This is a genomic window from Aeromicrobium sp. CF4.19 (genome assembly GCF_051262555.1).
Lineage (GTDB): Bacteria > Actinomycetota > Actinomycetes > Propionibacteriales > Nocardioidaceae > Aeromicrobium.
Genome location: NZ_JBIMEU010000003.1, coordinates 375,712 through 399,541, shown reverse-complemented (window position 1 = coordinate 399,541; position 23,830 = coordinate 375,712). Strand labels below are relative to the sequence as shown.

The window sequence follows — 23,830 nt, the reverse complement described above, 5'->3', positions numbered from 1 at the left end:
AGCCACCAGCGGCGAGTCTTGCCGGAGGCGATGAAGTCGGCGCCTCTACCGCGCGCTCACGGCTCGGGGTGGGGGCGCCGCACCATGTCGCCGGCAGGATCTGGTCGCCTGGCGCGAGGACGGCTATGGTCGCGGTGATGTCACCGACGGGTGAACGGGGGTTGGCCGTGACGAGCACGGGGGATCGCTTCTTCGACCGGCTCCGCGAGCTGCAGCCCGACGTCGACCTCGTCGTCCTGCCGCCGATCGAGCCGGACGAGCGGCCCGTCGCCGACCAGCTGACGATCGAGACCAGCGCCGAGGCCACGGCCACCACGGCCGCTGACCTGCTCACCGCGGCCGACCTCGCAGCCACCCGCACCTGGGACCGCTGGCAACGCACCCGGGAGGGTCTGCACACCCACCGCACCCGCGTGCGAGTGGAGCGTGACGACGAGGAGGACGCTGCTGCCGCCTTCGCCGCCGTGGGGGCCGCGATCCTCCAGTGGGGCTGGCAGCTGCGGCCCATCGACGCACCGAAGCCCTGGATGGTCGCCGACGGGGGCCGGATGCACGTTGACGTCGCGGTGGAGCGCGATCACGTCGTCGTGACGGTCACCAGCGCACCGCTGCAGCTCCCCGGGCGTCCGACGTGAGTGGTCAGACCTTCGCGATCATGCTGTCGGTCATCCAGTCGGTGCGGGACGAGTGGGACGACCAGTCCGAGCAGCTGCGCGGCGGCCACAAACGCCTCACCGACGCCTCCAACGCCGTCGACGACCTCGGCGACCGGGTCGGTCCCGTGGCCCGGACCTACCTCACGACGTGGCTGACCGAGGTCCAGAACCACGCCGATGCCGCGCAGGGCCGGGCGGACGGTCTCGCGGGATTCACCACGAGCGTCGTGCAGCTGGACGGTGCGGCGGCGGACGACCTGCGCGCCATCCTCCCGTGGGACGAGCGGTACAACGCGGTGCGGCCCACCATCGACGGCGTACCGGACTTCCCGACCGACGACCCCGGCCCCGCACCCGACCCGACGCAGGGCCCGATCCCGTGACGCCCGTCCGACGTCCGAGCCAGGTCCCCGAGCTCACGCCCCAGCCGGGAGCACGGTCGGTCGCGTCGGGCGTGCGGACCTGCGGCGTCGTCATGTCGGACGCCTCTGAGGTGATGCGGGCCAGCTCCGCGCCCGAGGGCTTCGAGGGTGACCCCGCGGAGATCTTCCAGCACGCGATGACCGGCACGGCCCGCGATCTGGAGTCGGCGACCGCCGCGCTGCGCGTCGGCCTCGCCGCGCTCGACGTCTTCTGCGACCGGATGGACGCCCTGCGCACCGCGCGCACCGACCTCGAGACCCGCCGCCACACCCTGCAGACCCGCGCCACGGAGCTCGAGGCCCGGGCAGCCGACGAGGACGCTGACGACGACTCCGCGCTCGGCGGCGACATCAGCCGCCACAACGTCGAGGTCACGACCTTCGACACCGACGTCGAGACTTGGCGGCAGGACGTGACCGACGCCGAGGACCGATTGATCACGACGCTGCGCTCGGCCGACACCACCGCCGAGGCCGTGGCCCTCTCGGCCGACTCCCCCGACGTGCCCGGCCTCGTCCAGCACGTCGAGGGCATCGCGGACGATCCCCACGCCGTGCACACGTGGTGGATCTCGTTGAGCCCCCAGGCCCGCGAGGCCCTGAAGATGGCCCACCCCGGGCTGATCGGCAACCTCGACGGCATCCCCGTCGCCGACCGGGACGAGGCCAACCGGGCCGGTCTCAGCGCGCTGCACAACCAGCTCCGACAGCAGCAGGAGGACGGGGAGGAGCTCTCCGACGGCGACGCCGACCTCCTGGACAAGACGAGCGAGATGTACCAGGCCCTGGGCGCGGCCGAGGACCAGATCGACGCCAACGGCGACCCCGTCCCCGCCCACCTCATGATCTTCGACCCCGAAGCTGCCGACGGTGACGGCCACGCCGCCGTCGCGTTCGGCAACCCCGAGACCGCCGACCACGTCTCTGTCAACATCCCGGGGCTCGGCAGCACCATGAACAACTTCGACGGCGTCGCGGGCGACGCCGCCACCGTGCGCGAGGCGGCGGCCCGGCAGAGCGACGGCACCGTCGCCTCCATCGCCTACCTCGGCTACGACGCGCCCGACTTCTCCGGCTCGGTCGACGGAGTGGTCGACGGTCTGGGTGTGGCCGGCGAGGGCGCTGCCGACCGTGGAGCCACCAACCTCTCGCACTTCGTCGACGGTCTGCGCGAGACCTATCGCGGCGATGGTGAGCAGCAGGACCCGCGCGCCCACGTCACCGTCGTCGGTCACAGCTACGGCTCGGTCACCACCGGCATCGCCGCCGGCGACGGGATGGACGCCGACGACGTCGTCCTGGTGGGCAGCCCCGGCGCCGGCGATGCGAACCCGACGGCCGACCACCTCACCGGGAACGTCTACATCGGCGCGTCGGACGAGGACTTCGTGACTCGTCTGGGGACCGAGCAGGATGTCTCGCTCGGCGTGGATCCGGCGTCGGAGGGCTTCGGTGGGGTCCGGTTCCGGGTCGACGAGCAGGGCGAGTTCACCCTCTCCCCGTCCGGCTTCGAGCGGGGCGCGGAGAACCACACGTCCTACTTCGACGACAAGGAGACGATGGAGGACGAGGGCCGCGGCACCCAGGACTCGGCCTCCCTCGCCAACATCGCCAAGGTCGTGGCGGGCCACGGTGGCGACGTGGAGCGTCACGACCCTCGGACCGAGTCGAACGAGGCCTGGTGGCTGAGGCAGGCCGGCGAGGACGCGCGGAACGGCTTGGTCGACTGGTTCAACCGGCGCGCCGGCATAGGGTGAGGGCGATGCGTTCACGAGGGGTGGTAGCAGTGCTGCTCCTGCTCGCCGCGACGACGACAGGCTGTGGTGACGTGGTGAAGCCCCCCGACTACACGACGATCTCCGACGAGGCGAGCGTCGACGAGACGCGTGAGGCCGTCGATGAGTTCTTCGCCGAGATCGTCGAGGCCGCACGAGGTGCGGTCGACGCAGAGGAGCTGCGCGGGGGCAGCAGCGCCGGCTACGGGACGTGTGACGAGCTCTACCCGGCCCGGTTCAAGCGGCTCGACGTCGGTGGGAGCTTCCTCGTCCCTGGCGCAGAGCCGGGGGACGTCGTCGACCGGGTCGTCGCCGCGTTCGACGATCGCGGGTGGCAGCCCGAGCGCACGGCCGAGGACTGGGTCTCCGTGCAGACCGAGGTGGGCGACGACGGCGTCGTCGTCCGCGGCAGCGTCGAGATCATCACGCCGTCGGCGAACCCCGACGTCGTCGCGGTCTCGGTGTCGGTCCGGACCGGGTGCCTGGAGCTGCCCGAGGGAGCCGGGCGGTAGCGCTCAGGGCTTCGGGGTGGTCTCGGGGGCGGGTCGGCGCGACCACCAGCTGGCGAGCAGAGAGCCGGAGACGTTGTGCCACACCGAGAAGAGCGCGGCCGGCAGCGCCGCGGCCGGGCTGAAGTGCACCGCTGCCAGTCCGGCGGCGAGGCCGGAGTTCTGCATGCCGACCTCGATCGAGACGGCTCGGCGGGCCGACTCGTCCAGCCCCACGGCCCGGGCCGCGAGATAGCCGAGCAGCAGGCCGACGCCGTTGTGCAGCACCACGACGACGGCCACCAGCAGCCCGGCGGACAGGACGGTGTCCGCGCTGCCGGCGACCACGGCCAGCACGACGAGGGTGATGCCCAGGACGGAGACGAGCGGCATGACGTCCAGCAGCCGCTCGACCACCCCGGGTAGGAACAGCCGCAGGAGGACGCCGATCGCGATCGGCGCCAGCACGATCTGCAGGATCGAGACGAGCAGTCCGCGGGTGTCCACCGGCAGGTAGTCGCCCGCGAGCCACAGCACGAGCAGGGGCGTGAGCAGGGGCGCGAGCAGCGTCGAGACGGTCGTCATCGCGACCGACAGTGCGGTGTCGCCCTTGGCGAGGTAGACCATGACGTTGGACGCGGTGCCGCCCGGGGCGGACCCGACGAGGATGACCCCGACGGCCAGGGCGGGCGACAGGTCGAAGGCCTTGGCGAGCGCGAGGCCGACCAGGGGCATCACGACGAACTGCGCCGCGACACCCACCGCGAGCGCCGCCGGGCGCGTGATCGCGGCACCCAGGTCGCTCGGACGCAGGGTCATGCCCATCCCGAGCATGATCGCCGCGAGCAGCCACGGCACCGCCGGGCCGAGGCCCGTGAACGGCTCGGGCTGCCACACCGCGACCGCCCCTGCTGCCAGCACGACGAGCGGGAACCAGGTCCCCGCCTTCTCCCCGATGACTCGTGCGTCCATGGGAGTCACCGTAGGCAGGCGATACTGACCGGATGAACCCGGCCCGAGACGCCGACGAGCTCGCGCACAGCCTGCTCCCGGACGACGCCGACGTGCTGGCCTCGCACGCGCACGACGAGTCCCGGCTCACCGAGCGCGCCACGCCCGGCGTCGTCCTCGCACCCCCTGACACCGCGGCCGTGGCCGACTGCCTGCGCGTCGCCGGTCGACGTGGTTGGTCGGTGGTGCCCCGCGGGGCCGGCAGCGGGCTGAGCGGAGCCGCGAACGGACCGGAGGGAGCGGTGGTCCTGAGCACGCACCGGATGGCCTCGATCCTGTCGATCGACCCCGACGAGCGCCTCGCCGTGGTCCAGCCCGGTGTCGTGACGGGTGACCTGCGAGCGGCCGCTGCCGAGCACGGGCTCTTCTACCCGCCGGACCCGGGCAGCGTCGCCTTCTCCACGATCGGCGGAAACGTCGCCACCGACGCCGGGGGGCTGTGCTGCGTCAAGTACGGCGTCACCGGGGACTTCGTCCTCGGCCTGGAGGTGGTCCTGGCCGACGGCCGCGTGCTGCGGACGGGTCGCCGCACGGCCAAGGGCGTTGCCGGCTACGACCTCACCAGCCTGTTCGTCGGCTCCGAGGGCACCCTCGGAGTGATTACCGAGATCACGCTGCGGCTGCTGCCGGCACCGCGAGCGCCGCTGACGATGGTGGCGACCTTCGGCAGCCTCGTCGCCGCCGGCCGAGCCGTCACTGCCGTGACGACGTCGGGGGTCGACGTCTCGGCAGTGGAGATCATGGACCGCACGACGCTCACGGCGGTGGACGACCTCACCCGCATGGGCTTCGACGGGGACGTCGCCGCGATGCTCCTGGTGCAGAGCGACGGACCCGACGCAGGGGATGCGCTGGCGACCGTCGCCTCGATCTGCGCGACGGCCGACGCCCTCGACGTCGCGGTCGGGGACGACCCCGAGGAGGGCGCCCGCCTGATGGAGGCGCGGCGCCTCGCCCTGCCAGCGCTGGAGCGCCAGGGCGACTGGCTGCTGGACGACGTGTGCGTCCCGCGGGGCCGCGTCGTCGACCTCCTGGCCCACGTCGAGGAGGTCGCCGCTGACGTCGGACTGACGATCGGGGTGTTCGGCCACGCCGGGGACGGCAACATGCACCCGACAATCGTCTTCGACGAGGCGGATCCGGCGAGCCGGGCCGCTGCCACCCGGGCCTTCGAGAGCATCACCGCCCGCGCCCTGGACCTGGGCGGCACCATCACCGGCGAGCACGGCGTGGGCCGGCTCAAGCGTGACTGGCTGCAGCGCGAGCTCGGGGAGACGTCGATGGACGTCCATCGCGCCCTCCGCGCTGCGCTCGACCCCGCCGGGATGCTGAATCCGGGAAACCTGTTCGACGGGCCTGATCGTCGACCCGAGGCAGGTCCGGGGTCCCGGGGCTGAGACTCTGGGCCGGTGGCAGACCTCGGGGTGGTGGCGTTCGTGGCGATCGCGACGGGCGTGCTGGTCGGCTCGCTCGTGCAGTCGGTGGTGGGCATCGGCCTCGGGCTGACCGCCGCACCCGTCATCACGCTCGCCGCCCCACAGCTCATGCCGGGCGTGATGCTGATCCTGGCCACGACCTTCCCGTTGGTGACCCTCGCGCGTGAGCGGGAGGACATCGACTGGCGCGGCCTCGGGTGGACGGTGGTGCCGCGGGTGCTCGGCACGGTCCTCGGTGTCTGGGTGGTCGCGTCCGTGGACGAGAGAGGCCTGGGGATCGGCGTCGGACTCATCGTCCTCGCGGCAACGGTCCTGACCGCCCGCACCGTCGTCATCCCGATCACCCGCGGCACGCTCAGCGTCGCGGGGTTCATCGGGGGCGTCACGGGAACCGCGAGCTCCATCGGTGGACCTCCGGTGGCCCTGCTCTACCAGCACCGCCCGCCACGACAGATCCGGACGACGCTGGCGGTCTACTTCCTCGTCGGCTCGGCGATCAGCCTCGTCGGGCTGGGCATCGCCGGTGAGCTGCGGCTCGACCAGCTGGTCGTCGCCGCGTGCCTGCTCCCGGTGCTCCTGCTCGGGTCCCTGCTGAGCGGACCGGTGCGACGCGCGGTGGCGCCGAGCGTCATCCGTCCGGCGGTGCTCGTGGTGTGCGGCACCTCCGCCGTGGTCCTGCTGGTGCGCTCGATCCTCGGGTGAGTGATGCGCCGCTCGCTCTCGGAGCCGAGTCCCGCTAGACTGGGCTCGCGCTGGTAGCGCTGGTTCCTTCGCCGGGTGACTCGTCGAAGACCGTGCTCACCAGCCGGCACGCATGACGGTCGCAGCGATGCACCCGGGGTCAGCAGTTCTGCACCCTCACGGCACCGTGCGTCCCGCGTCGACGTTTACACCGATCGTGGCGCGACGGAGCGGGCACCCGGCCCGTCGACCGGCTTCTTCCCAAGGCATGCGCGCACTCCAGAGGAGGAGCCTGTGGCCAACCGAGGCCAGCGCCAGTCCGGCGCCACGCGCACCGCACCGCGCAACCGACGGTCCCAGCGTCGGGTCGACGACGAGGGCCTGCTGCCCGTGCTCGCCCGAGCGGTCCGCGAGATCGAGAACGCCGTCCGTCGCGGTCCCGTCCCCATGTCGACGCGTTCGCGCTTCCAGGCCGTCGGCCTGCTGGTGCGCGAGGAGCGCACGCGGGTGAAGGCCGATCCCGAGCTGAACGACAACCAGCGCGGCGAGCAGCTCAAGCGGCTCGACGGCATCGCCACGATCCTGGCGCAGTCCGCCGCGCGAGACTCCACGCTCTTCACCCTCCTCGAGCCCGACGCGGTCGTCTCCGACGAGAGCAGCCTGCTCAAGCGCGAGATGCTCACCGCCGCGGGCGTCGTCCCCGCTCCCGAGCCCGAGGCCCCTGCGGACGACCAGGCGCCGGCCGCCCCCGTCGACCGCCGCGTCATCCCGCAGGCCGTCGTCTCCCGCCAGCTCGCCAACCCCTTCCTCGCCCCGGACTTCTCCGCCGTCGACGAGCGCCGCGAGCCGCAGACTCGCCGGCTCTCCACGTGGGAGCTCATCGGTCCGCTGCTGTCCTCCTTCGAGCGGGCCTCCGACGGCGCCGTGGCCTCGATGGGCCTGCCCGAGCCCGCGTCGCTGCAGATCGGCAAGGGTCCGGAGCTCATGAAGCACCAGGCCGAGGTCGTCGAGGGGGCCGCTGCCGGGCATCGCACCTTCCTGCTCGCCGACGAGCCGGGGCTGGGCAAGACCGCCCAGGCGCTGCTCGCCGCCGAGGCTGCCGGGGCCTTCCCGCTGCTGGTGGTCGTGCCCAACGTCGTCAAGACCAACTGGGCCCGTGAGGCCGAGCTCTGGACGCCGCACCGGCCTGTCACCGTCATCCACGGCGATGGCCACAACATCGACGGCTTCGCCGACATCGTGGTGGTCAACTACGAGGTGCTCGACCGGCACGTCGGCTGGCTGGGGCACTTCGGGTTCCGTGGCATGGTGCTCGACGAGGCGCACTTCATCAAGAACGCCTCGTCCCAGCGCTCCCGCCACGTGCTCGCGCTCTCCGAGCAGATCCGCACCCGTCACCCCCGCCCGCTGCTCATGGCGCTCACGGGCACGCCCCTCATCAACGACATCGAGGACTTCCGCGCCATCTGGCGCTTCCTCGGCTGGATCGACGCCAAGAAGCCCGGCCCGGCACTGATGGGCAGGCTGGAGGAGACCGGGCTGACCCCGCTGGACGGTGGCTTCTACCCGGCCGCCCGACAGAGCGTCATCGACCTGGGCATCGTGCGGCGTCGCAAGGTCGACGTCGCCTCCGACATCCCGGCGCGGCGCATCGCGGACATCCCGGTGGAGCTCGACGACGACGAGGGCCGCTCGATCCGCGAGGCGGAGCGGGACCTGGCCCGGCGGCTGGTCTCGCGCTACGAGCGCGCCGCCGAGGCTCGCCGTGAGGCCGGCCACGCGGTCGACGCCATCGATGAGGACCTCATCGGCAAGGTCGCAGCGTGGGAGCGTGACGAGACCACCGAGAAGACCGGGGAGAACGTCTTCACGATGGTGCGCCGCATCGGCCGCGCCAAGGCCGGGCTCGCCGCCGACTACACGGCCCAGCTGGCCCGCAGCGTCGGCAAGGTCGTCTTCTTCGCCAAGCACGTCGACGTCATGGATGCGGCCGAGGCGACCTTCGCCAAGCGGGGGATCCGCTCCACGTCCATCCGTGGTGACCAGACCCCGGCGGCCCGGCAGAAGGCGATCGACGGCTTCGTGAACGATCCCGACGTCGGCGTGGTCGTGTGCTCGCTGAGCGCCGCGGGCGTGGGCCTCAACCTGCAGGTGGCCTCCAACGTCGTGCTCGCTGAGCTGTCGTGGACCGACGCCGAGCAGATGCAGGCCATCGACCGCGTGCACCGCATCGGGCAGGAGGAGCCCGTGACGGCGTGGCGCATCATCGCGGCGCAGACGATCGACTCCACGATCGTCGAGCTCATCGACAGCAAGGCCGGGCTCGCGGCCCGTGCCCTCGACGGCTCCGACGAGGAGCTGGGGGCCGACCACGACGTCCAGGTGAAGGCGTTGGCGGCACTGCTGCGCTCGGCACTGACCGAGCGGGCCTGACGCGGCGAGCCACACACGTCAGGGCAAGAAGAAACCCCGCATGATCTCGGGGGGTGAACCATGCGGGGTTACGTCTCCCAGCGTACATGCTTCACCCCGAGATGATGGTGGAAATCTCAACCTTCCGGAGTGGTCCGCGTCACACCGGAGGCGAGGACGGGCGGCCGATCGCCGCCGACTCCAGGTGCAGGAACTGTGTCAGCCCAGCCGTCATCTCCTCCGCGTGCTGATCCACCCACTGATGGATCGCGTCGCTCGGCAAGGGCGTCATGACGTCCAGCTCGAGGTCCACGTGGGTGGAGGTGGATCCGTCCGGAGTGAGAGTGAGGCACTCATAGACGGTGGCGGCCAGCATCTCCAGGCGCAGCCCGAGATAGCGCTGCGGCTCCACCTCCAGCACGCACAGCGTGGCCCCGACCGGTCGGCCGAGCAGCTCGACGACGCAGCTGACCTCGAGCCCGGGCCGGAGCACGTCGACGTGGTCGACCTCGCAGCGATCGATCGGGCCCCACGAGGCGAGGTGGCGAGGGTCCGCCAGCGCCGCCCACACCCACCGGCGCGGAACCGGTGCCGTGATCGTGCGCTGGTGCGCGAACATGTGCTCGACCCTAGGCCCGTCCGCGACGACCCGCAGGCCGGAACTGGCCATCTGCTCCAGCCGGCGAGAGGATGAGATGAGGATCATCGTCGCTGAGGAGGCTCCCATGGCCCACTACCGCTCCGCCGGCTCCGTCCCGCCCAAGAGGCACACGCAGCACCGCAGCGAGTCCGGCGAGCTGTACCGCGAGGAGCTGATGGGCGAGGAGGGCTTCTCGTCGGACTCCTCGCTGCTGTACCACGTGGGAGTGCCCTCGGCGATCGTCGACGCCCGGCCCTGGGAGCTGCCGGACCAGTCGACGCAGCCCAACGCGCCCCTCGTGCCGCGCCACCTGGCGCTGCACGCGCTGTTCGAGGGTGAGGGCTGGCGCGACGTCGACGCCGTGCGCGGCCGGCGCCTCGTGCTCGGCAACGCCGACGTCCGGCTCTCCTACGTCGTGGCCGGCGCCCCCTCTCCGCTGTACCGCAACGCCACGGGTGATGAGTGCGTGTACGTCGAGTCCGGGGCGGGAGTCGTGGAGACGGTCTTCGGTGACCTGACCGTGGGCGAGGGCGACTACGCGATCATCCCGCGCTCGACGACCCACCGCTGGGTGCCCGACGCGACCGCCGACGTGCCGCTGCGGCTCTACGCCATCGAGGCGTCCGGCCACGTCGCGCCGCCCAAGCGGTACCTCTCGCGCTACGGCCAGCTGCTGGAGCACGCCCCGTACTGCGAGCGTGACCTGCGGGGCCCGACCGACCCGCGGGTGGTGCAGGGCGGCGACGTCGAGGTGTACGTCAAGCACCGCGGCCCCGGTCCCGGCGGGCTCAGCGGCACCGTCCACGTGGTGCCCGAGCACCCCTTCGACGTCGTCGGCTGGGACGGCTGCCTCTACCCCTACGTGCTCAACATCGCGGACTTCGAGCCGATCACCGGCCGCGTACACCAGCCGCCACCGGCCCACCAGGTCTTCGAGGGGCCGAACTTCGTCGTCTGCAACTTCGTCCCGCGCAAGGTCGACTACCACCCTCTCGCGGTGCCGGTGCCGTACTACCACTCCAACGTCGACTCCGACGAGATCATGTTCTACGTCGGGGGCGACTACGAGGCCCGCAAGGGCTCGGGCGTTGGCCAGGGCTCGATCACGGTGCATCCCGGTGGCCACTCCCACGGCCCGCAGCCGGGGGCAATCGAGCGCAGCCTCGGTGCGGAGTTCTTCGACGAGCTGGCCGTCATGGTGGACACCTTCCGGCCGCTGGAGCTGGGCGAGGGCGGCCTGGCCTGCGACGACGGACGCTACGCGTGGTCGTGGTCCGGACGCGGGCCGACCACATGAGGCCACAGACCTGGGTCGACGTCGCCGACGAGGATCCGTTCGGGCCCGCAGCCCTGCCCTACGGCTCCTTCGTGCGGGACGGGAGCGACGAACCGCGGGTGGGGGTGCGCATCGGTGACCTGGTGCTGGACCTCACCGGGCTCACCGCGGGGGAGGCCGGTCTCGGTCCGTTGCTGGAGGACGGCACGCTCGACGCCCTGCTCGCCGCCGACCCGACGACGTGGCGCGCGGTCCGGTCCTTCGTGCAGGGCCGGCTGTCCGACCCGGGCTTCCGCGCCGAGGTGGAGCCCCACCTGCACCCGCTGGCCGACGTCACGCTGCGGCTGCCGTTCACCGTGGCGGACTACGTCGACTTCTACTCCAGCGAGCACCACGCGAGCCGGGTCGGCCAGATCTTCCGGCCCGCCGCCCCCGACCTCCCACCGCAGTGGCGGAGCCTGCCCATCGGGTACCACGGCCGCTCCGGGACGGTCGTGGTCTCCGGCACCGACGTGGTGCGCCCGCATGGCCAGGTGCGGGCGGCGGACGGCGTCGTCGTCGGACCCTCGACCCAGCTCGATCTCGAGGCCGAGGTGGCCTTCGTGCTCGGTGGCGCGACGTCCGCGGGGACGCCGGTCGCACTGGAGGACGCTGGTGTGCACGTCTTCGGGGTCTGCCTGCTCAACGACTGGTCCGCCCGTGACGTCCAGGCCTGGGAGTACGTGCCCCTCGGCCCGTTCCTCGGCAAGTCGTTCGCAACGACGCTGTCCGCCTGGGTCCTCCCGCTGGAGGCCCTGGACGAGGCCCGTGTCGCACCGCCACCACGCGAGCCGGCCCCGCCGGCCTACCTCGATGACTCCGGGGCGGAGCCGTGGGGACTGGACGTGCTGCTGGAGGTGCGGATCAACGACGAGGTCGTGTCGCGACCGCCCTTGGCCTCGACCTACTGGACGGCGGCCCAGCAGCTGGCGCACCTGACGGTCGGTGGCGCCACCGTCAGGCCCGGTGACGTCTTCGCGACCGGCACGGTGAGCGGACCGGGCGATGACGAGCGCGGCTGCCTGCTGGAGCTGACGTGGGGCGGGACCCGTCCCCTCCAGCTTGGCGACGGAAGCACCCGCGGGTACCTGGACGACGGTGACGTCGTCACCATCACGGCCACGGCTCCGGGCCCGGGCGGAGCGGTGGTGGGTCTCGGAGAGGTGGTCGGACGGGTCCTGCCGGCTCGTTGAGCAGCGCCCTGTCCCAGGGTGGGTCAGGCGTCGGGATCGATGGCGGCGACGGCCGCGGTCAGGAAGCGCGCGACCACCTCGCGCTCATCCGGTGGCAGGCTCGCCGCGACGGCACCGAGCTGCTGACCCAGTGGTGCGAAGATCGCCGATCCCGTGGTGCGGGCCGCGTCGGTCACCAGCAGCACCGTGCGGCGCCGGTCGACCGGGTGGCGGCTGCGCTCGGCGTGACCGGCGTCGACCAGACGGTCGACGAGCGCCGTGGTGGCCGGGGCGCTCAGGCGCAGGGCGTCGGCGAGCTCCCCCGGTGACATCGCCCGTCCGGTGCGCTCGGCCTCCATGAGGTGCGCCAGGGCGTGCAGGTGGGTCCGGTGGACGCCGTGGCGCTGCCCCCGGACGTCCACCCAGCGGTCGGTCTGCGCGGTGAGCTGCCGCAGGAGGTCGACGATCTCGTCGGTTTGCCGTCGCACGGGGGCCAGCCTACTATTTCGATCGTGGAATCATTCCAGCATCGAAGTACTTCTTCAGTGATGAGGGCTCCTGCGGCGCTCGTGGGGCCGCGCCGCTCCTGGCTCGTCGTGCTCCTGGCCATCGTGGTGGCCGGGCTCGCGCTGGTCCTGGCGCCGGAGCCGAGCACGAGTGACGACACCGCCTCGAACCTGCCGTCCACGGCTGAGTCCGCGCAGGCGGCAGACGCGCTGCAGGGCCTGGACTCCGCGGAGGACGTCCCGGCGATCGTGGTCCTCTCGCGGGAGGACGCGCTGCGCCCGGACGACCTCGGTGCGGCCGAGCAGGTGCGCGAGCGCCTTGCGGACCTGGCCACGGGCGAGGTCGTCGGTCCCGTCCCCGCCGACGACGGGACGGCGGCCCTGCTCGTCGTGCCCCTGCCGCAGGACACGAGCGACGACGAGAACGCGGCACTCGTGGAGGACGTCCGCGACGTCTCGGCGGCGGAGCTGCCCGAGGGCCTGCGCGCCGAGGTGACCGGGCCTCCGGCCTTCCAGGCCGACCTCGGCGCCGTCTTCGAGGGGGCGGACGTCCGCCTGCTCGTGGTGACCGCCTCGGTCGTGGCGCTGCTGCTGCTGTTCACCTACCGCAGCCCGTGGCTGTGGCTGGTGCCCCTCTCGGTGGTCGGCGTGGCGGACCGCACGGCGCTCGCGGCGGCCGACACGTTCTCGGCGGCCAGCGGCGTGGGAGTCGACGGAGCCATCACCGGCATCACGTCCGTCCTCGTCTTCGGCGCCGGCACCAACTACGCGCTCCTGCTGATCGCGCGCTACCGCGAGGAGCTGCGCCGCCACGAGGGGCGCCACGAGGCGATGCGGCGAGCCGTGTCCTCCGCCGGCCCGGCGATCCTGGCGAGCTCGGGCACGGTGATCCTGGCGCTGCTGGCCCTCGGGCTGGCTGACGCACCCTTCGTGCAGGGCATCGGCTTCGTGGGCGCGATCGGGCTCGCCGTCGCCGTCGCGTTCGCGCTGCTGGTGCTCCCCTCGGCGATGGTCCTGCCCGGGCGGTGGTTGTTCTGGCCCTTCGTGCCGCGCGCCGGGCAGGCCGACCCGAGCCGAGACGGGGCGTGGGCGCGGCTGGGCCGTCGCGTCGTCGCGCGGCCGGTGCCCGTGGCCCTGGTGAGCACGGTCGTGCTCGCCGCGATGGCCGCCGCTGCTCTCGGGCTGCAGACCGGACTGGCCCAGACCGAGCAGTTCCGCGACGCCCCGGAGTCCGTCGTGGCCCAGGAGCGGCTCGCCGAGTCCTTCCCAGCAGGCTTCTCGTCCCCGACGCGGGTCGCGACGAGCATCGACGCGGCCGAGGACGTCGTCACGGTGGCCGAGGATGCCGGGGCCGAGTCTGCGCGCGTGGCCGGCAGCGACGACACCTCCGGCGTGGCCGAGGTCGAGGTGGTGCTCGCGGAGCAGACCGGCAGCGTGGAGAGTCTGGCCGCGGTCGAGGAGCTCCGCACCGCCCTGGACGACGTCGACCCGGAGGCGCTCGTGGGCGGCGAGGTGGCCGAGGACCTCGACTCGCGCACCACGGCGCAGGAGGATCGCACGCTGCTCATCCCCGTCGTCCTCGCGATCGTGCTCGCCGTGCTCCTGCTGCTCCTGCGCTCGATCGTGGCGGCCCTCGTCCTCACGAGCACGACGGTGTTGTCCTACGTGTCCGCCCTCGGCATCGGCTGGCTCGTGTTCGAGCACTGGCTCGGCTTCCCGGCGATGGACCTCAGCGTCCCGCTCCTGGCGTTCATCTTCCTCGTCGCGCTGGGCGTGGACTACAACATCTTCCTCACCACCCGAGCGCGCGAGGAGGTGCTCGCGCACGGCGACACCCGCCGCGGCATCGTGGACGCGCTGGCGGTGACCGGCGGCGTCATCACCAGTGCCGGCATCCTGCTGGCGGCGGTCTTCGCCGTGCTGGGAGTCCTCCCGCTGCTGGTGCTGACGCAGGTGGGCGTGATCGTCGGGTTCGGCGTCCTCCTCGACACGACGGTGGTGCGCAGCATCCTCGTCCCCGCCCTGGTGGCGCTGCTCGGCGACCGGTTCTGGTGGCCGTCGAGGATGCACCACCGACACCGCCTAGGCTGAGCCGTCCACACGATCGGGGAGGCGACGATGGACGATCCGTCCACGACGATCCTGGTGCTCGTCGGCCTCGCGGCGTTCCTCGCCGGGTGGACCGATGCCGTCGTCGGCGGCGGCGGCCTGGTGCAGCTCCCGGCCCTGATGATCGCCTTCCCGCACGCGGCGCCGGTGCAGCTGCTCGCCACCAACAAGGCCGGGTCGATCGCCGGGACGACGACCTCGAGCATCACCTACGCCCGACGCATCCGGCTGGACCGTCGGACGGTGGTGCCCCTCGCCCTCTCGGCGTTCGCGGGATCCGCGCTCGGCGCGGTGGTGGCCTCGTTCATCCCGCGCGAGGCCTTCGACCCCATCATCCTGGTGGTGCTCGTGGCCGTGGGCGCCTACACGATCGCCCGACCGGAGCTCGGCCGCGTGAGCCGGCTGCGGTTCGCCGGCCACCACCACGTCCTCGCGGTGATGGGCATCGGCCTGGTGATCGGCTTCTACGACGGTGCGCTCGGCCCCGGGACGGGATCGTTCCTGGTCTTCGCGCTCGTCGGCCTGCTCGGGTACGGCTTCCTCGACGGCAGCGCGCGGGCCAAGGTGGCCAACCTGATGACCAACCTGGCCGCGCTGCTCGTCTTCATCCCGCAGGGAGCGGTGGCATGGGAGGTCGCGGCGGTGCTGGCCGTGGCCAACATCGCCGGGGGCTACCTGGGTGCACGCACGGCGGTCTCTCGCGGCAGCCGCTTCATCCGGGCCGTGTTCCTCGTGGTCGTCGCGGCCTTCACCGTGCGCATCGCGGGTGGCCTCATCTGGTGACCATGAGCGGCAGCTCATCGCGGTGGGTGGTGGACCACGAGGTGCGCGAGCCGGTGCTCGGCGGGTGAAGCCTCCGCCGTTTTGGGGCGATGTTCGGTGCTGCCGGCGGCGACCGCTTGTCCGGAGGGCAGAACCCACTGCAGGACCTGGTGTCCCTTCATGGCGTGGTGTCTGCGGCACAAGACCCAGACGTTCTCTGCAGTGGTGGCCCCGGTGGGCCAGGGTTCTCGATGGTCGAGGTCGCAGTGTTCGGCCGGCACCCGACATCCCGGGGCACGACAGACTCCGTCGCGGAACTGAATGGCCTTCGCGAGGAGCTGGGGCGCGAAGCGCCCGACGTACTGGTGGGCGAGGATGTCCTCGCTGATGGGGTCGATGAGGATCCGATGCCAGAACGCGGTTCCGGTGAGTGCTTCGTCGAGGATCCAGGAGGCGGGGACGGCCCAGGAACCGTCGGCGGAGGCGGCGAACCCGTCGCGCAGGCCAGTGAGGACGTCCGCCTCGATGGTGACGGCGATGTCGGAGACCAGTGTGGTCTCGGTCGACTCTGAGGTGGTGGTCCAGGAGGCGAGGAGGTCGGCCATCCGCTGGGGCTTGGTGCGTGGGTCGTCTGCGCCGAGTGCCTTGGCCTCGCGGACGAGGCGCTTCTGGATGGCTGCGGCGACGTGGGAGGGGAGGTAGGCGTTGATCCAGGCCATGGAGTCTTCCACGTGCACGACTTCGACGTGTCGATCCTTGCGGGCCTTCTCGGAGCGCTCCAGGGCGAGGTCGGCCTCGACTCGCAGGACGAATCGCTTGAGCCAGACCCGGAGCTCGGCGACGGTGTGGGTGGTGGCGTAGGCGATGACCGAGCCGTCCAGCCGCAGCCAGGACTCAGCCCGTTCGAGACGATCCAACGCCGAGGCGACCTCTCGCACCCGGGCGGCATCGATCCGGCCCGCCTGAAAGGCCAGCCACGCGTGCGGTGCCCGTTCCCGAACCCGGTCTGCGACCGCCAGCCGGTGATGCACCTGGGCCTCGGACAGGCCCATCGACTGGGCGATCTCCAGCACCACCCCGGCCCGCTCGGCCAGCCGCCGCAGCGGCGACTCCAGCGCATCGATCCGGGCCTGCTCAGCGTCACGGAAGGCCACCATCGCCTCCCACTCACCAGCCTCGGCCTGCGCGCGAGAGCGCACCAGCGCGGTCAGCTGACCGACCTCGGTGACTCCTGCGATGTCCATAAATCAAACATACTGGCGACCACTGACACAAACTTCTGCCGCCCGATGCGCCGAGGCGAGGCACGGAGATCTCAATCTCCGCGCAGGATGGGTGTATGGATTTCGCTCACTCGAGAGTATGGATTCTGTCAACTTAGTGTTATGGTTTTTGCATACTCAAGGATGGCCCCAGCCGTCTCGATCGAGGCGAGGCACGGAGGCAGTAGTGGCGATGGGAGGCGGCTATCGGACACGGGTACTGGACACCGAACTTGCTGAACGGCTGAGCTCGATCGGCGCGGTACTCATCGAAGGACCAAAGGCGTGTGGGAAGACCGAGTCAGCCACGCAGAAGGCCACCACCAGCTACCGGTTCGATGTCGACCCGGCGGCTCGCGATGCAGCCGGCGTCGCCCCCGACCTTCTGCTCGACAGTCCGGCCCCGGTGCTCTTTGACGAGTGGCAGATTGTTCCCAGCCTATGGGACCAAGTACGCCGTGCCGTCGATGACCGCGCGCCCATGAAAGGGCTGTACATCCTCACCGGGTCGGCCACTCCCCGCGAGGACGTCAATCGGCACTCCGGCGCTGGCCGGATAGCAATCATCCAGATGCGGCCCATGTCGCTGATGGAGTCTGGGCACTCCACCGGACACGCATCCTTGAAGGGGATCCTGGCCGGCGACAAGGTCACCGCGCATGACTCCGGACTGACTGTCTCGGACATCGTCGACCGCATGTGCATCGGCGGTTGGCCGGCGCTGATCGACGCCGATACCCACGACGCCGCGAGGTGGCTCCGCGACTACCTCAACCAGATCGTCATGGTCGACATTCAAGAACTCGGTGCGAGGAAAAGGGATCCGGGGAACATCCGTCGACTGGTCAGCTCGCTGGCTCGCAACGTCGGCACCTCCGCTACGGTCACTGCGCTGGCCAGGGATGTTGGTGGGGCAGAGGGCCCGGTGGCGCGGCCCACCATCGACGGATACCTCGATTCCCTCACCCGACTGCGGTTGACGGAAGACGCGCCAGCCTGGGCGCCGCACATGCGTTCAGCCACCCCCCTGCAATCATCACCTACCCGGTACTTCGTCGACCCATCCCTGGCGATCGCAGCCCTCGGTCAAGGACCCAACCAGCTCCAACAAGACTTCAACGCCACCGGATTCTTCTTCGAGAATCTAGTGGTGCGTGACGTCCGCATCTATGCGCAGAGCCTAGGCGGGGAGGTCCACCACTGGAGAGACCAGAATCAGAACGAGGTCGACGTCGTCGTCACCCTGCCCGACGGTCGATGGGGCGCCTTCGAGGTGCAGATGAACCCAGCCGACAGCGATCGGGCAGCCGCCACCCTGCTGTCGTTCGCGAAGAAAGTTGATCAGAGCAAGGCGGGACCGCCAGCGGCACTGGGTGTCATCACCACCACAGGTTTCGCCTACAGCCGACCCGACGGCGTGAGTGTGCTGCCCATCGGAACTCTCGGCCCCTAGCTCCTCGGTCAGATCCCCGACACTCCGACACCCGACGCATTGCGTGCGAACGGCGCCCCGCGTCTCAGTGGGCGCTTCGACCTGGTGACCCTGAGCGGTCGACGGTCGACGGTTGTCGATCAGACGGGCCAGCGACGAACCACCACGGACAGACTTCCGGCCGCTGATCGTCCAGGGTCATGTTCCGCGTGACGACCAGCGGCCGCACGATGCTCTCAGCCGGGATGGATGGTGTCGTGCGTGGAGTCGTAGGTCTCGCCGGTGAGCTTGCTCTTGACCAGGCTCAGCACGGAGGCGGTCCGGCCGCCGGGCGAGTCCCAGTACTCCGCCGTGTCGACGTCGACGCGGATGAGGGCGGAGTTCTCGCCCTCGGGACCCTCGGGGAGCCACGCCTCGGCGAACGTGCTCCACAGCTCCTTGAGCTTGTCGAGGTCGTCCACCACAGCGGCCTTGCCGGTGAGGGCGACCCACGTGCCGCCACCGGCGAAGGTCAGCAGGACGTTCGGATCAGTCCGGACGTCACGGACGTGCTCGGTGTCGCGAGCGGTGATGAACCACAGCTCCGCGGAGGCATCGACCTCCTGGCGGGCCATCGGGATGCTGCGCAGTGTCCCGTCGGTGCCGCGGGTGGTGAACATGGCGATGTGCAGGCCGTCGAGGAGCTCGACGAACGTGGACTCCGGTGATGGGTTGCTCATGGCTCCAGTCAACGCCCAGGTGGGCGTCGCCGCACGTCGGGAGCACCGACCGCGAGCTCCGTGGATTCGCTGACGACGGGGGTCCAGAGGCATACAGTGGGCGAGGTCAGTGAGCGGCAGGGAGTGCCATGGACGACAGATCTCGGGAGCGGCAGGCGTTGGCGGAAGGTATCCGTCAGGGCCATCGGCGATCGGACCGTCGTCGCGCCGTCACCACGATCCTCGCGGTGCTGGTCGCCGTCGCAGGGATCGGCGCCGCCGGCTGGTACCAGACCCAGGCCGGCGAGGACGACGACATCGCCGCCCCCGCGCACGCCACGGACGACTACGGCTTCACGCTCACGCCCGAGCTGGCGACCGACGAGGACGAGGTCGAGGGCGACCCCGTCGAGGTCAAGCTGTACGAGGACTTCCTGTGCTCGTCCTGCAAGTCCTTCGACGAGCGATCCGGTGACTTCCTGCGCGAGCAGGTCGAGGACGGTGCCATCAGCATCACCTACCACCCGTTCGCGTTCCTGCTCGAGGCCTCCACCGACGAGTACGCGCAGCGCGCGGCCAACGCGGCGGCCTGCGTCGCTGACGCGGAGGGCGTCGCCGCCTACGCGGAGATGCACGACTTCCTGCTCAAGCACCAGCCGAAGGAGGGCACCGACGGACTGAGCGACAAGCGTCTGCGCCAGCTCGCGAAGGCTGCGGGGGCCGACGACGTGGTCGACTGCGTGGCGGACCGGACCTTCGAGCCGTGGGTCGAGAAGGCGCTGGAGGAGGGTCGCGACGGGGACGTCAGCACCACCCCGACCGTCCGCATCGGCGGGTCGGACATCGTCAAGAGCGTCGACGGGAAGGAGACCATCCCCGGCCCGGAGGAGCTCGAGGTCGCGATCGAGGGGGCGTCGTGAGCGACCGTGACCCGGGCGACGGCCCGTCGTGGGACGAGGGCCGCCGCCAGGCGCCGTCGCGGCCGTCGTTCCGCACGAGCCTGCCCGAGCCCACTCCGCTGCCACGGCCTCAGCACGTGCTGATCGCGCTGGCGCTGGTGCTGGTCGCCGCGTTGGCCTTCGTCGCCGTCACCGCCCTCGCCGGACTGGACCACGTGCAGGTGCGGGCGGACCTCGTGGCCGGCCTGCCGGAGGAGGCCGATGAGTACTCCGACAAGCAGGTCCGCCGGGCCGTCTGGGTGCTGGTGGGTGCCGCTGCGGGCCTCGGCGCCCTGCTCTCGCTGGCGCAGGTCCTGAGCATCAGGTCGGCCGCGGTGCGCCGCAGCCTGCCCTCGCGGACCACCTTCGTGACGGTGGCGGTGCTCTACCTCCCGGTGGCCGTCATCAGCTGGGCGATCCGCGCCGGCGGCCTGGTCGACGACGTGCTCAGCGTGGTCAACATCGTGTGCCTGGTCGCGGCTGCTGTCCTCATCACCCGTCGGCCGGTGGCGGCGTGGCTGCGCCAGACCGAGCGGACCGGCCGTGCGCCGCTGGTACCGCCTGCCCCGGGCGACGAGATGACCCCGGCCGCCGCCGGTCGCCGACCCCTGCACCAGCGCCGCACCAGCGATGCCGAGGAGGGCGACTCCGTGGACGAGGACCAGCGCGAGCTGGCGTCCCACGAGGGACTGCTCTCCCTGGAGGCGCGTCGCGAGGACGACGTCAAGCGGGAGTAGAGACCCGCTCCGGCGATCCCTCCACCGCGGCCGCCACGATCGCCTCGCAGCTGCGCTGGGCGACGCGGCACGCGTCGAGGGTCTCAGGGTCCAGCAGCGGGTTCTCGCACAGCTCGCGCCAGCGACGCAGGTGCTCGACGGCCCGCTCGACGAGCCCCTCGGGGGTGATGTCGTCGGGACTGATCCCGAGCCGGTCGTGAGGCGAGGCTCCGCGGCCACCCACGATCCGTTCGAGCTCGCGGACATGGTCGGCGCCCAGGCCGACCCGCCCTGCGACGATCCGACCCAGCAGCTGCATCTCCCGGAAGGCGTGGGCGTCGGCCAGGTGGTCGTCGGCCATGACGAGCAGGTCGGCCGAGCCCGGCACGGGCCGTCCCCGCACGAGGCGGTGCACGGCGAGGACGATCGAGTGTGCCTTCAGCTCGGGCTGGCGCTGTGCGAAGTTGACGTCGAGGACGCGGCGCAGCTCCTCCAGGCCGCTGCGGCGCACGAGCTCGGTCGACAGCTCGGTGGCGTCGCTGACTCCGCCGCGCACGACGGCCAGGGCCAGCCGGATGCCGTAGATGCCGAAGCGGTCGACGAGGTCGGCCCGCACCTTCTCCGAGGGCAGCGTCGCGTTGTCGGTGGTGATGAACCGCTCGGCACTGATGAGGAGCTTGCGGGTCTCGTCGCGATCGCGTCCGGCCAGGCTCCGAAAGACCGTGAAGTCGGACTGGCGCAGGGTCGTGGCACCCAGGCCCATGAGACCGGCGACCGGGACGACCGTCTCGCAGACACCTTCCAGGGAGGGGTGGTTCCGCAGGCGCTCGACCGCGCGGTTGATGGAGACCATCGCGGTGAGCCGGCCCGCGCCGAGCTCGTCGGCCCGTGACAGCACGGCGACGGCACCCACGGCCGCGTTGCCGTGCCGGGTGCGCTCGTGCAGTGCACGCAGGAGGCGGACGTCGGACTCGTGCAGGGAGCGCAGCAGGTAGACGATGGCGTCCGCCCCCGCGGCGCCCTGCTCGGGCAGGAGGAACGAGTCGGTCTGGGCGGAGACCTCGTGGGAGATCGAGGAGGTGCCGGGGGTGTCGATCAGGGTGATGCCGGTCAGGCCGGGCGCGGGCCACGTCACCTCCAGGCGGTCCAGCTCGTCGGCGGACAGGCCCTGCAGGTCGAGCTCGAGCCGGTCGTGGTGGCGCTTCGCCGGCAGGGTCGTCGACCCGCCGTCGACGTGCTGGGCCCGTACCGACGGCGTCGGCCCCTGGCGGTACCAGGTGACGATGCGGGTGCACTCGCGGGCGTCCGTCGGTGCGATGCGCTCGCACAGCAGGCCGTTGAGGAGCGTGGACTTGCCGGCCTTGACCGACCCGACCAGCGCGACCCGCAACGGCTGGTCGAGCCGGGCCTCGAGCTCGTCGAGCTCGCTCAGCGCCGCGGGGTCCGATGCGTACACGGCTCGCGCCGCGGTGACCACGGCGCGGGCGGAGTCCAGGGGTGCCTTCATGCCGACCTCAGCTCGGGAGGTGCGACGGGCGCGACCTCGGTCAGGGCCAGTGCTTCGTCGCACAGGCCGTTGATCTCGTCCAGCTCGCGCGAGAGCACGATGGCCCGGCGGGCCCGCTCGTCCTGGGGCAGTCCCACGCCGTCCTTGGCGACGCGGACCGACTCCTGCAGCGAGCGCTTGAGGTCCTCCGCGACGGAGGTGAAGTGGTCGCGCAGGACCCGCTTGATCCGGTTCATGCGGTCGCGAGACTCCTTGCCGACCTGGAAGATCGCCTCGTCGACGAGGCGGCGGACGGACGTCTTGGCCTCGCTGCGGCGACGCTCGAGACGCTGCGCGGAGTCCTGGCGGTAGGCGAATCCCCCCATCAGCAGGCCAGCGGCCACTGAGAGGGGGTTGACCAGCGCCATGCCGGCCAGGCTGGTCATGAGGCCGAACATCAGGATGCCGCCGTAGGAGCCCTTCATCCCGATGAAGATCTTCTGACCGAAGGACAACCGGCCGGACTGCACGAGCTCCAGCCCACTGATCGAGCGCAGGATGCCATCCGTGCCGCCGGACAGCGAGAGGTCCGGGACCGCGGCCTGGCCGTCGACGGAGAAGTGCTGCGAGACCACCGTGGCAAGGTGCTCGCTGCGCTGGTGGGTCCACACGAAGTTGTCGGAGACGGCCTGGGCGACGGAGTCCGAGAGCCATCGGCCGAAGTCGTCCCACACCTCGCCGGGGTCGCACTCGTCGATGAGCTGCTCGGCCTCGCGGCCCACCGCCCGGAGCCGGTCGCGCAGGTCGAACTCGACGTCGGAGACGAGCTCCAGGGCGCCGTCGGACAGCGTCTGCTGCCAGCGTGCCGAGCGGCGTGTGAGCGCATCGGCGGCCTCCTTGGCCTGCTCCAGGTCGTGCACGACGCGATGGCCACCGGCGGGATCGCCCACCGTGCTGAGCTCGGCCTGCAGCACCATCGCCAGGTGCTCGCCCACCGAGCAGATGTCCTCGACCACGGCCTTGTGGCGCTCGGCGAGGACGTCGACGCGGACGGTCTCGCGCAGGTGGGTCTCCAGGGCACCGATGCGCGACTCCCGGGCCAGGGCGCTGTCGTCCTCGCGGTCGGCCAGGTCGTGCAGGAGGGCGGAGGTGGCCAGCACGGGGATGTCGATGTCGGCCGCGCGGAGGTGCTCGTGGTCCGCCTCGGCGATGTCGCGCCACTGGTGCTGCAGGTCGATCTTGCTGATCACGCAGGTCACGCGCGGGCACAGCGAGATGGCCTGGCGCAGGAACCCGAGCTCGGGGTCGGTCAGCTCCTGGGTCGCGTCGGTGAGCATGATCGCCGCGTCGGCCTGGGGGAGCAGCGTGAGGGTCGTGGAGGCCTGGCCCTGGGCACTGCCGACGCCGGGGGTGTCGACGAGGGTCAGGCCGTCGGCGAGGACCTCCCGCGGCAGGCTGACCTCGGCGCGCAGCGCCCCCAGCCTGCCGGCCTCGGCCGCCAGCTCGGTGACGTGCTGGCGCAGGGTGCGGGGATCGATCTCGGTGCGGACCGGCGCGTGGTCCGGGCCGACCTCGGTGACCAGCTCCGCGCGCGGCCGCTCGCCCCAGCGGATGACCGTGGGGACGGACGTGGCCAGGACGTCGTCGACGGGACACACGGGCGTGGAGACCAACGCGTTGACGAGCGCGCTCTTGCCCTGCTTGAACTGGCCCACCACGACCACGCGCACCGAGGTGTCCGCGAGCAGAGCGGCAGCTCCGTCGAGTCGGGTGGCGAGCTCGGCCCGGCCGCTCTGGACGGCCAGGGTGTGGATCCGGTTGGTGATCCGGTCCAGGTCGAGCGCCACGGCGGTGGAGTGTGGCACGGGGGTTCCTCCGGGGTGAGCGTCGACTGCGATCGTGACACACAGATG

General features: G+C 71.5%; 21 protein-coding genes. 14 read left to right on the top strand and 7 right to left on the bottom strand.

What is annotated here, in order from left to right:
* The first annotated feature begins 167 nt into the window (after nt 1–167).
* The 4 genes from ACHAAC_RS09630 to ACHAAC_RS09615 all read left to right on the top strand — a co-directional run bounded on the left by ACHAAC_RS09630 (nt 168) and on the right by ACHAAC_RS09615 (nt 3,365).
* On the top strand, nt 168–635 hold the full coding sequence (locus ACHAAC_RS09630) for a hypothetical protein (protein ID WP_435715911.1): 468 nt from the start codon (nt 168–170) through the stop codon (nt 633–635).
* Nucleotides 632–1,039 (top strand): hypothetical protein, encoded by a 408-nt coding sequence (locus ACHAAC_RS09625; protein WP_435715910.1) that lies wholly within the window; start codon nt 632–634, stop codon nt 1,037–1,039. The genes ACHAAC_RS09630 and ACHAAC_RS09625 overlap by 4 nt, the downstream gene beginning before the upstream one ends.
* A complete protein-coding gene (locus ACHAAC_RS09620) occupies nt 1,036–2,835 on the top strand; it encodes an alpha/beta hydrolase (RefSeq protein ID WP_435715909.1) in 1,800 nt (599 codons plus the stop codon). The genes ACHAAC_RS09625 and ACHAAC_RS09620 overlap by 4 nt, the downstream gene beginning before the upstream one ends.
* 71 nt (nt 2,836–2,906) lie before the next feature.
* Entirely contained in the window at nt 2,907–3,365 is a 459-nt protein-coding gene (locus ACHAAC_RS09615) for a hypothetical protein (RefSeq protein WP_435715908.1), read from the top strand.
* 3 nt (nt 3,366–3,368) lie between these two features.
* Here the strand turns inward: ACHAAC_RS09615 and ACHAAC_RS09610 are convergent, their stop codons facing one another.
* Nucleotides 3,369–4,313 carry a bile acid:sodium symporter family protein gene (locus tag ACHAAC_RS09610; protein ID WP_435715907.1) on the bottom strand — a complete coding sequence of 315 codons (945 nt, stop codon included), beginning with the start codon at nt 4,311–4,313 and terminating at the stop codon, nt 3,369–3,371.
* Nucleotides 4,314–4,345: 32 nt separating this feature from the next.
* On the opposite strand from ACHAAC_RS09610, the gene ACHAAC_RS09605 reads away from it, so the two are divergent.
* The 3 genes from ACHAAC_RS09605 to ACHAAC_RS09595 all read left to right on the top strand — a co-directional run bounded on the left by ACHAAC_RS09605 (nt 4,346) and on the right by ACHAAC_RS09595 (nt 8,902).
* Entirely contained in the window at nt 4,346–5,749 is a 1,404-nt protein-coding gene (locus ACHAAC_RS09605) for an FAD-binding oxidoreductase (RefSeq protein WP_435715906.1), read from the top strand.
* Nucleotides 5,750–5,761: 12 nt separating this feature from the next.
* Complete coding sequence (locus tag ACHAAC_RS09600) at nt 5,762–6,490, top strand: TSUP family transporter (protein ID WP_435715905.1); 729 nt, start codon at nt 5,762–5,764, stop codon at nt 6,488–6,490.
* A 273-nt stretch (nt 6,491–6,763) separates the two neighbouring features.
* On the top strand, nt 6,764–8,902 hold the full coding sequence (locus ACHAAC_RS09595) for a DEAD/DEAH box helicase (protein WP_435715904.1): 2,139 nt from the start codon (nt 6,764–6,766) through the stop codon (nt 8,900–8,902).
* A gap of 139 nt (nt 8,903–9,041) precedes the next feature.
* Here the strand turns inward: ACHAAC_RS09595 and ACHAAC_RS09590 are convergent, their stop codons facing one another.
* Complete coding sequence (locus ACHAAC_RS09590) at nt 9,042–9,500, bottom strand: SRPBCC family protein (RefSeq protein WP_435715903.1); 459 nt, start codon at nt 9,498–9,500, stop codon at nt 9,042–9,044.
* A gap of 106 nt (nt 9,501–9,606) precedes the next feature.
* Here ACHAAC_RS09590 and ACHAAC_RS09585 point away from each other — a divergent pair, with 106 nt between their 5' ends.
* Nucleotides 9,607–10,818 (top strand): homogentisate 1,2-dioxygenase, encoded by a 1,212-nt coding sequence (locus tag ACHAAC_RS09585; protein ID WP_435715902.1) that lies wholly within the window; start codon nt 9,607–9,609, stop codon nt 10,816–10,818.
* On the top strand, nt 10,815–12,029 hold the full coding sequence (gene fahA, locus ACHAAC_RS09580; RefSeq protein ID WP_435715901.1) for a fumarylacetoacetase: 1,215 nt from the start codon (nt 10,815–10,817) through the stop codon (nt 12,027–12,029). Before ACHAAC_RS09585 ends, fahA begins: the two co-directional genes overlap by 4 nt.
* A 23-nt stretch (nt 12,030–12,052) precedes the next feature.
* Here fahA and ACHAAC_RS09575 read toward each other — a convergent pair whose 3' ends face one another.
* Nucleotides 12,053–12,496 (bottom strand): MarR family winged helix-turn-helix transcriptional regulator, encoded by a 444-nt coding sequence (locus tag ACHAAC_RS09575; RefSeq protein WP_435715900.1) that lies wholly within the window; start codon nt 12,494–12,496, stop codon nt 12,053–12,055.
* Between the two features lie 60 nt (nt 12,497–12,556).
* Between ACHAAC_RS09575 and ACHAAC_RS09570 the strand changes: the two genes are divergently transcribed.
* Nucleotides 12,557–14,605: an MMPL family transporter gene (locus ACHAAC_RS09570; RefSeq protein WP_435715899.1), complete on the top strand. Its 2,049-nt coding sequence runs from the start codon at nt 12,557–12,559 to the stop codon at nt 14,603–14,605.
* Nucleotides 14,606–14,632: 27 nt separating this feature from the next.
* A complete protein-coding gene (locus ACHAAC_RS09565; RefSeq protein WP_435715898.1) occupies nt 14,633–15,406 on the top strand; it encodes a sulfite exporter TauE/SafE family protein in 774 nt (257 codons plus the stop codon).
* A gap of 14 nt (nt 15,407–15,420) precedes the next feature.
* Here ACHAAC_RS09565 and ACHAAC_RS09560 read toward each other — a convergent pair whose 3' ends face one another.
* Nucleotides 15,421–16,629 carry a DUF222 domain-containing protein gene (locus tag ACHAAC_RS09560; protein WP_435715897.1) on the bottom strand — a complete coding sequence of 403 codons (1,209 nt, stop codon included), beginning with the start codon at nt 16,627–16,629 and terminating at the stop codon, nt 15,421–15,423.
* Nucleotides 16,630–16,840: 211 nt separating this feature from the next.
* On the opposite strand from ACHAAC_RS09560, the gene ACHAAC_RS09555 reads away from it, so the two are divergent.
* Complete coding sequence (locus tag ACHAAC_RS09555) at nt 16,841–18,100, top strand: ATP-binding protein (RefSeq protein WP_435715975.1); 1,260 nt, start codon at nt 16,841–16,843, stop codon at nt 18,098–18,100.
* Between the two features lie 215 nt (nt 18,101–18,315).
* Here the strand turns inward: ACHAAC_RS09555 and ACHAAC_RS09550 are convergent, their stop codons facing one another.
* Nucleotides 18,316–18,798: a pyridoxamine 5'-phosphate oxidase family protein gene (locus ACHAAC_RS09550; protein WP_435715896.1), complete on the bottom strand. Its 483-nt coding sequence runs from the start codon at nt 18,796–18,798 to the stop codon at nt 18,316–18,318.
* 128 nt (nt 18,799–18,926) lie between these two features.
* On the opposite strand from ACHAAC_RS09550, the gene ACHAAC_RS09545 reads away from it, so the two are divergent.
* Both ACHAAC_RS09545 and ACHAAC_RS09540 read left to right on the top strand, forming a co-directional pair.
* Nucleotides 18,927–19,697 carry a DsbA family protein gene (locus tag ACHAAC_RS09545; protein WP_435715895.1) on the top strand — a complete coding sequence of 257 codons (771 nt, stop codon included), beginning with the start codon at nt 18,927–18,929 and terminating at the stop codon, nt 19,695–19,697.
* The gene (locus ACHAAC_RS09540; protein ID WP_435715894.1) at nt 19,694–20,452 is read left to right on the top strand and encodes a hypothetical protein; all 759 of its coding nucleotides are present in this window, start codon (nt 19,694–19,696) and stop codon (nt 20,450–20,452) included. The genes ACHAAC_RS09545 and ACHAAC_RS09540 overlap by 4 nt, the downstream gene beginning before the upstream one ends.
* Here the strand turns inward: ACHAAC_RS09540 and ACHAAC_RS09535 are convergent.
* A complete protein-coding gene (locus tag ACHAAC_RS09535; RefSeq protein ID WP_435715893.1) occupies nt 20,439–21,938 on the bottom strand; it encodes a dynamin family protein in 1,500 nt (499 codons plus the stop codon). The two genes, ACHAAC_RS09540 and ACHAAC_RS09535, sit on opposite strands and share 14 nt — an antisense overlap.
* Nucleotides 21,935–23,782, bottom strand: a complete 1,848-nt coding sequence (locus ACHAAC_RS09530) for a dynamin family protein (RefSeq protein WP_435715892.1) — start codon at nt 23,780–23,782, stop codon at nt 21,935–21,937. Before ACHAAC_RS09530 ends, ACHAAC_RS09535 begins: the two co-directional genes overlap by 4 nt.
* Nucleotides 23,783–23,830: the final 48 nt, after the last annotated feature.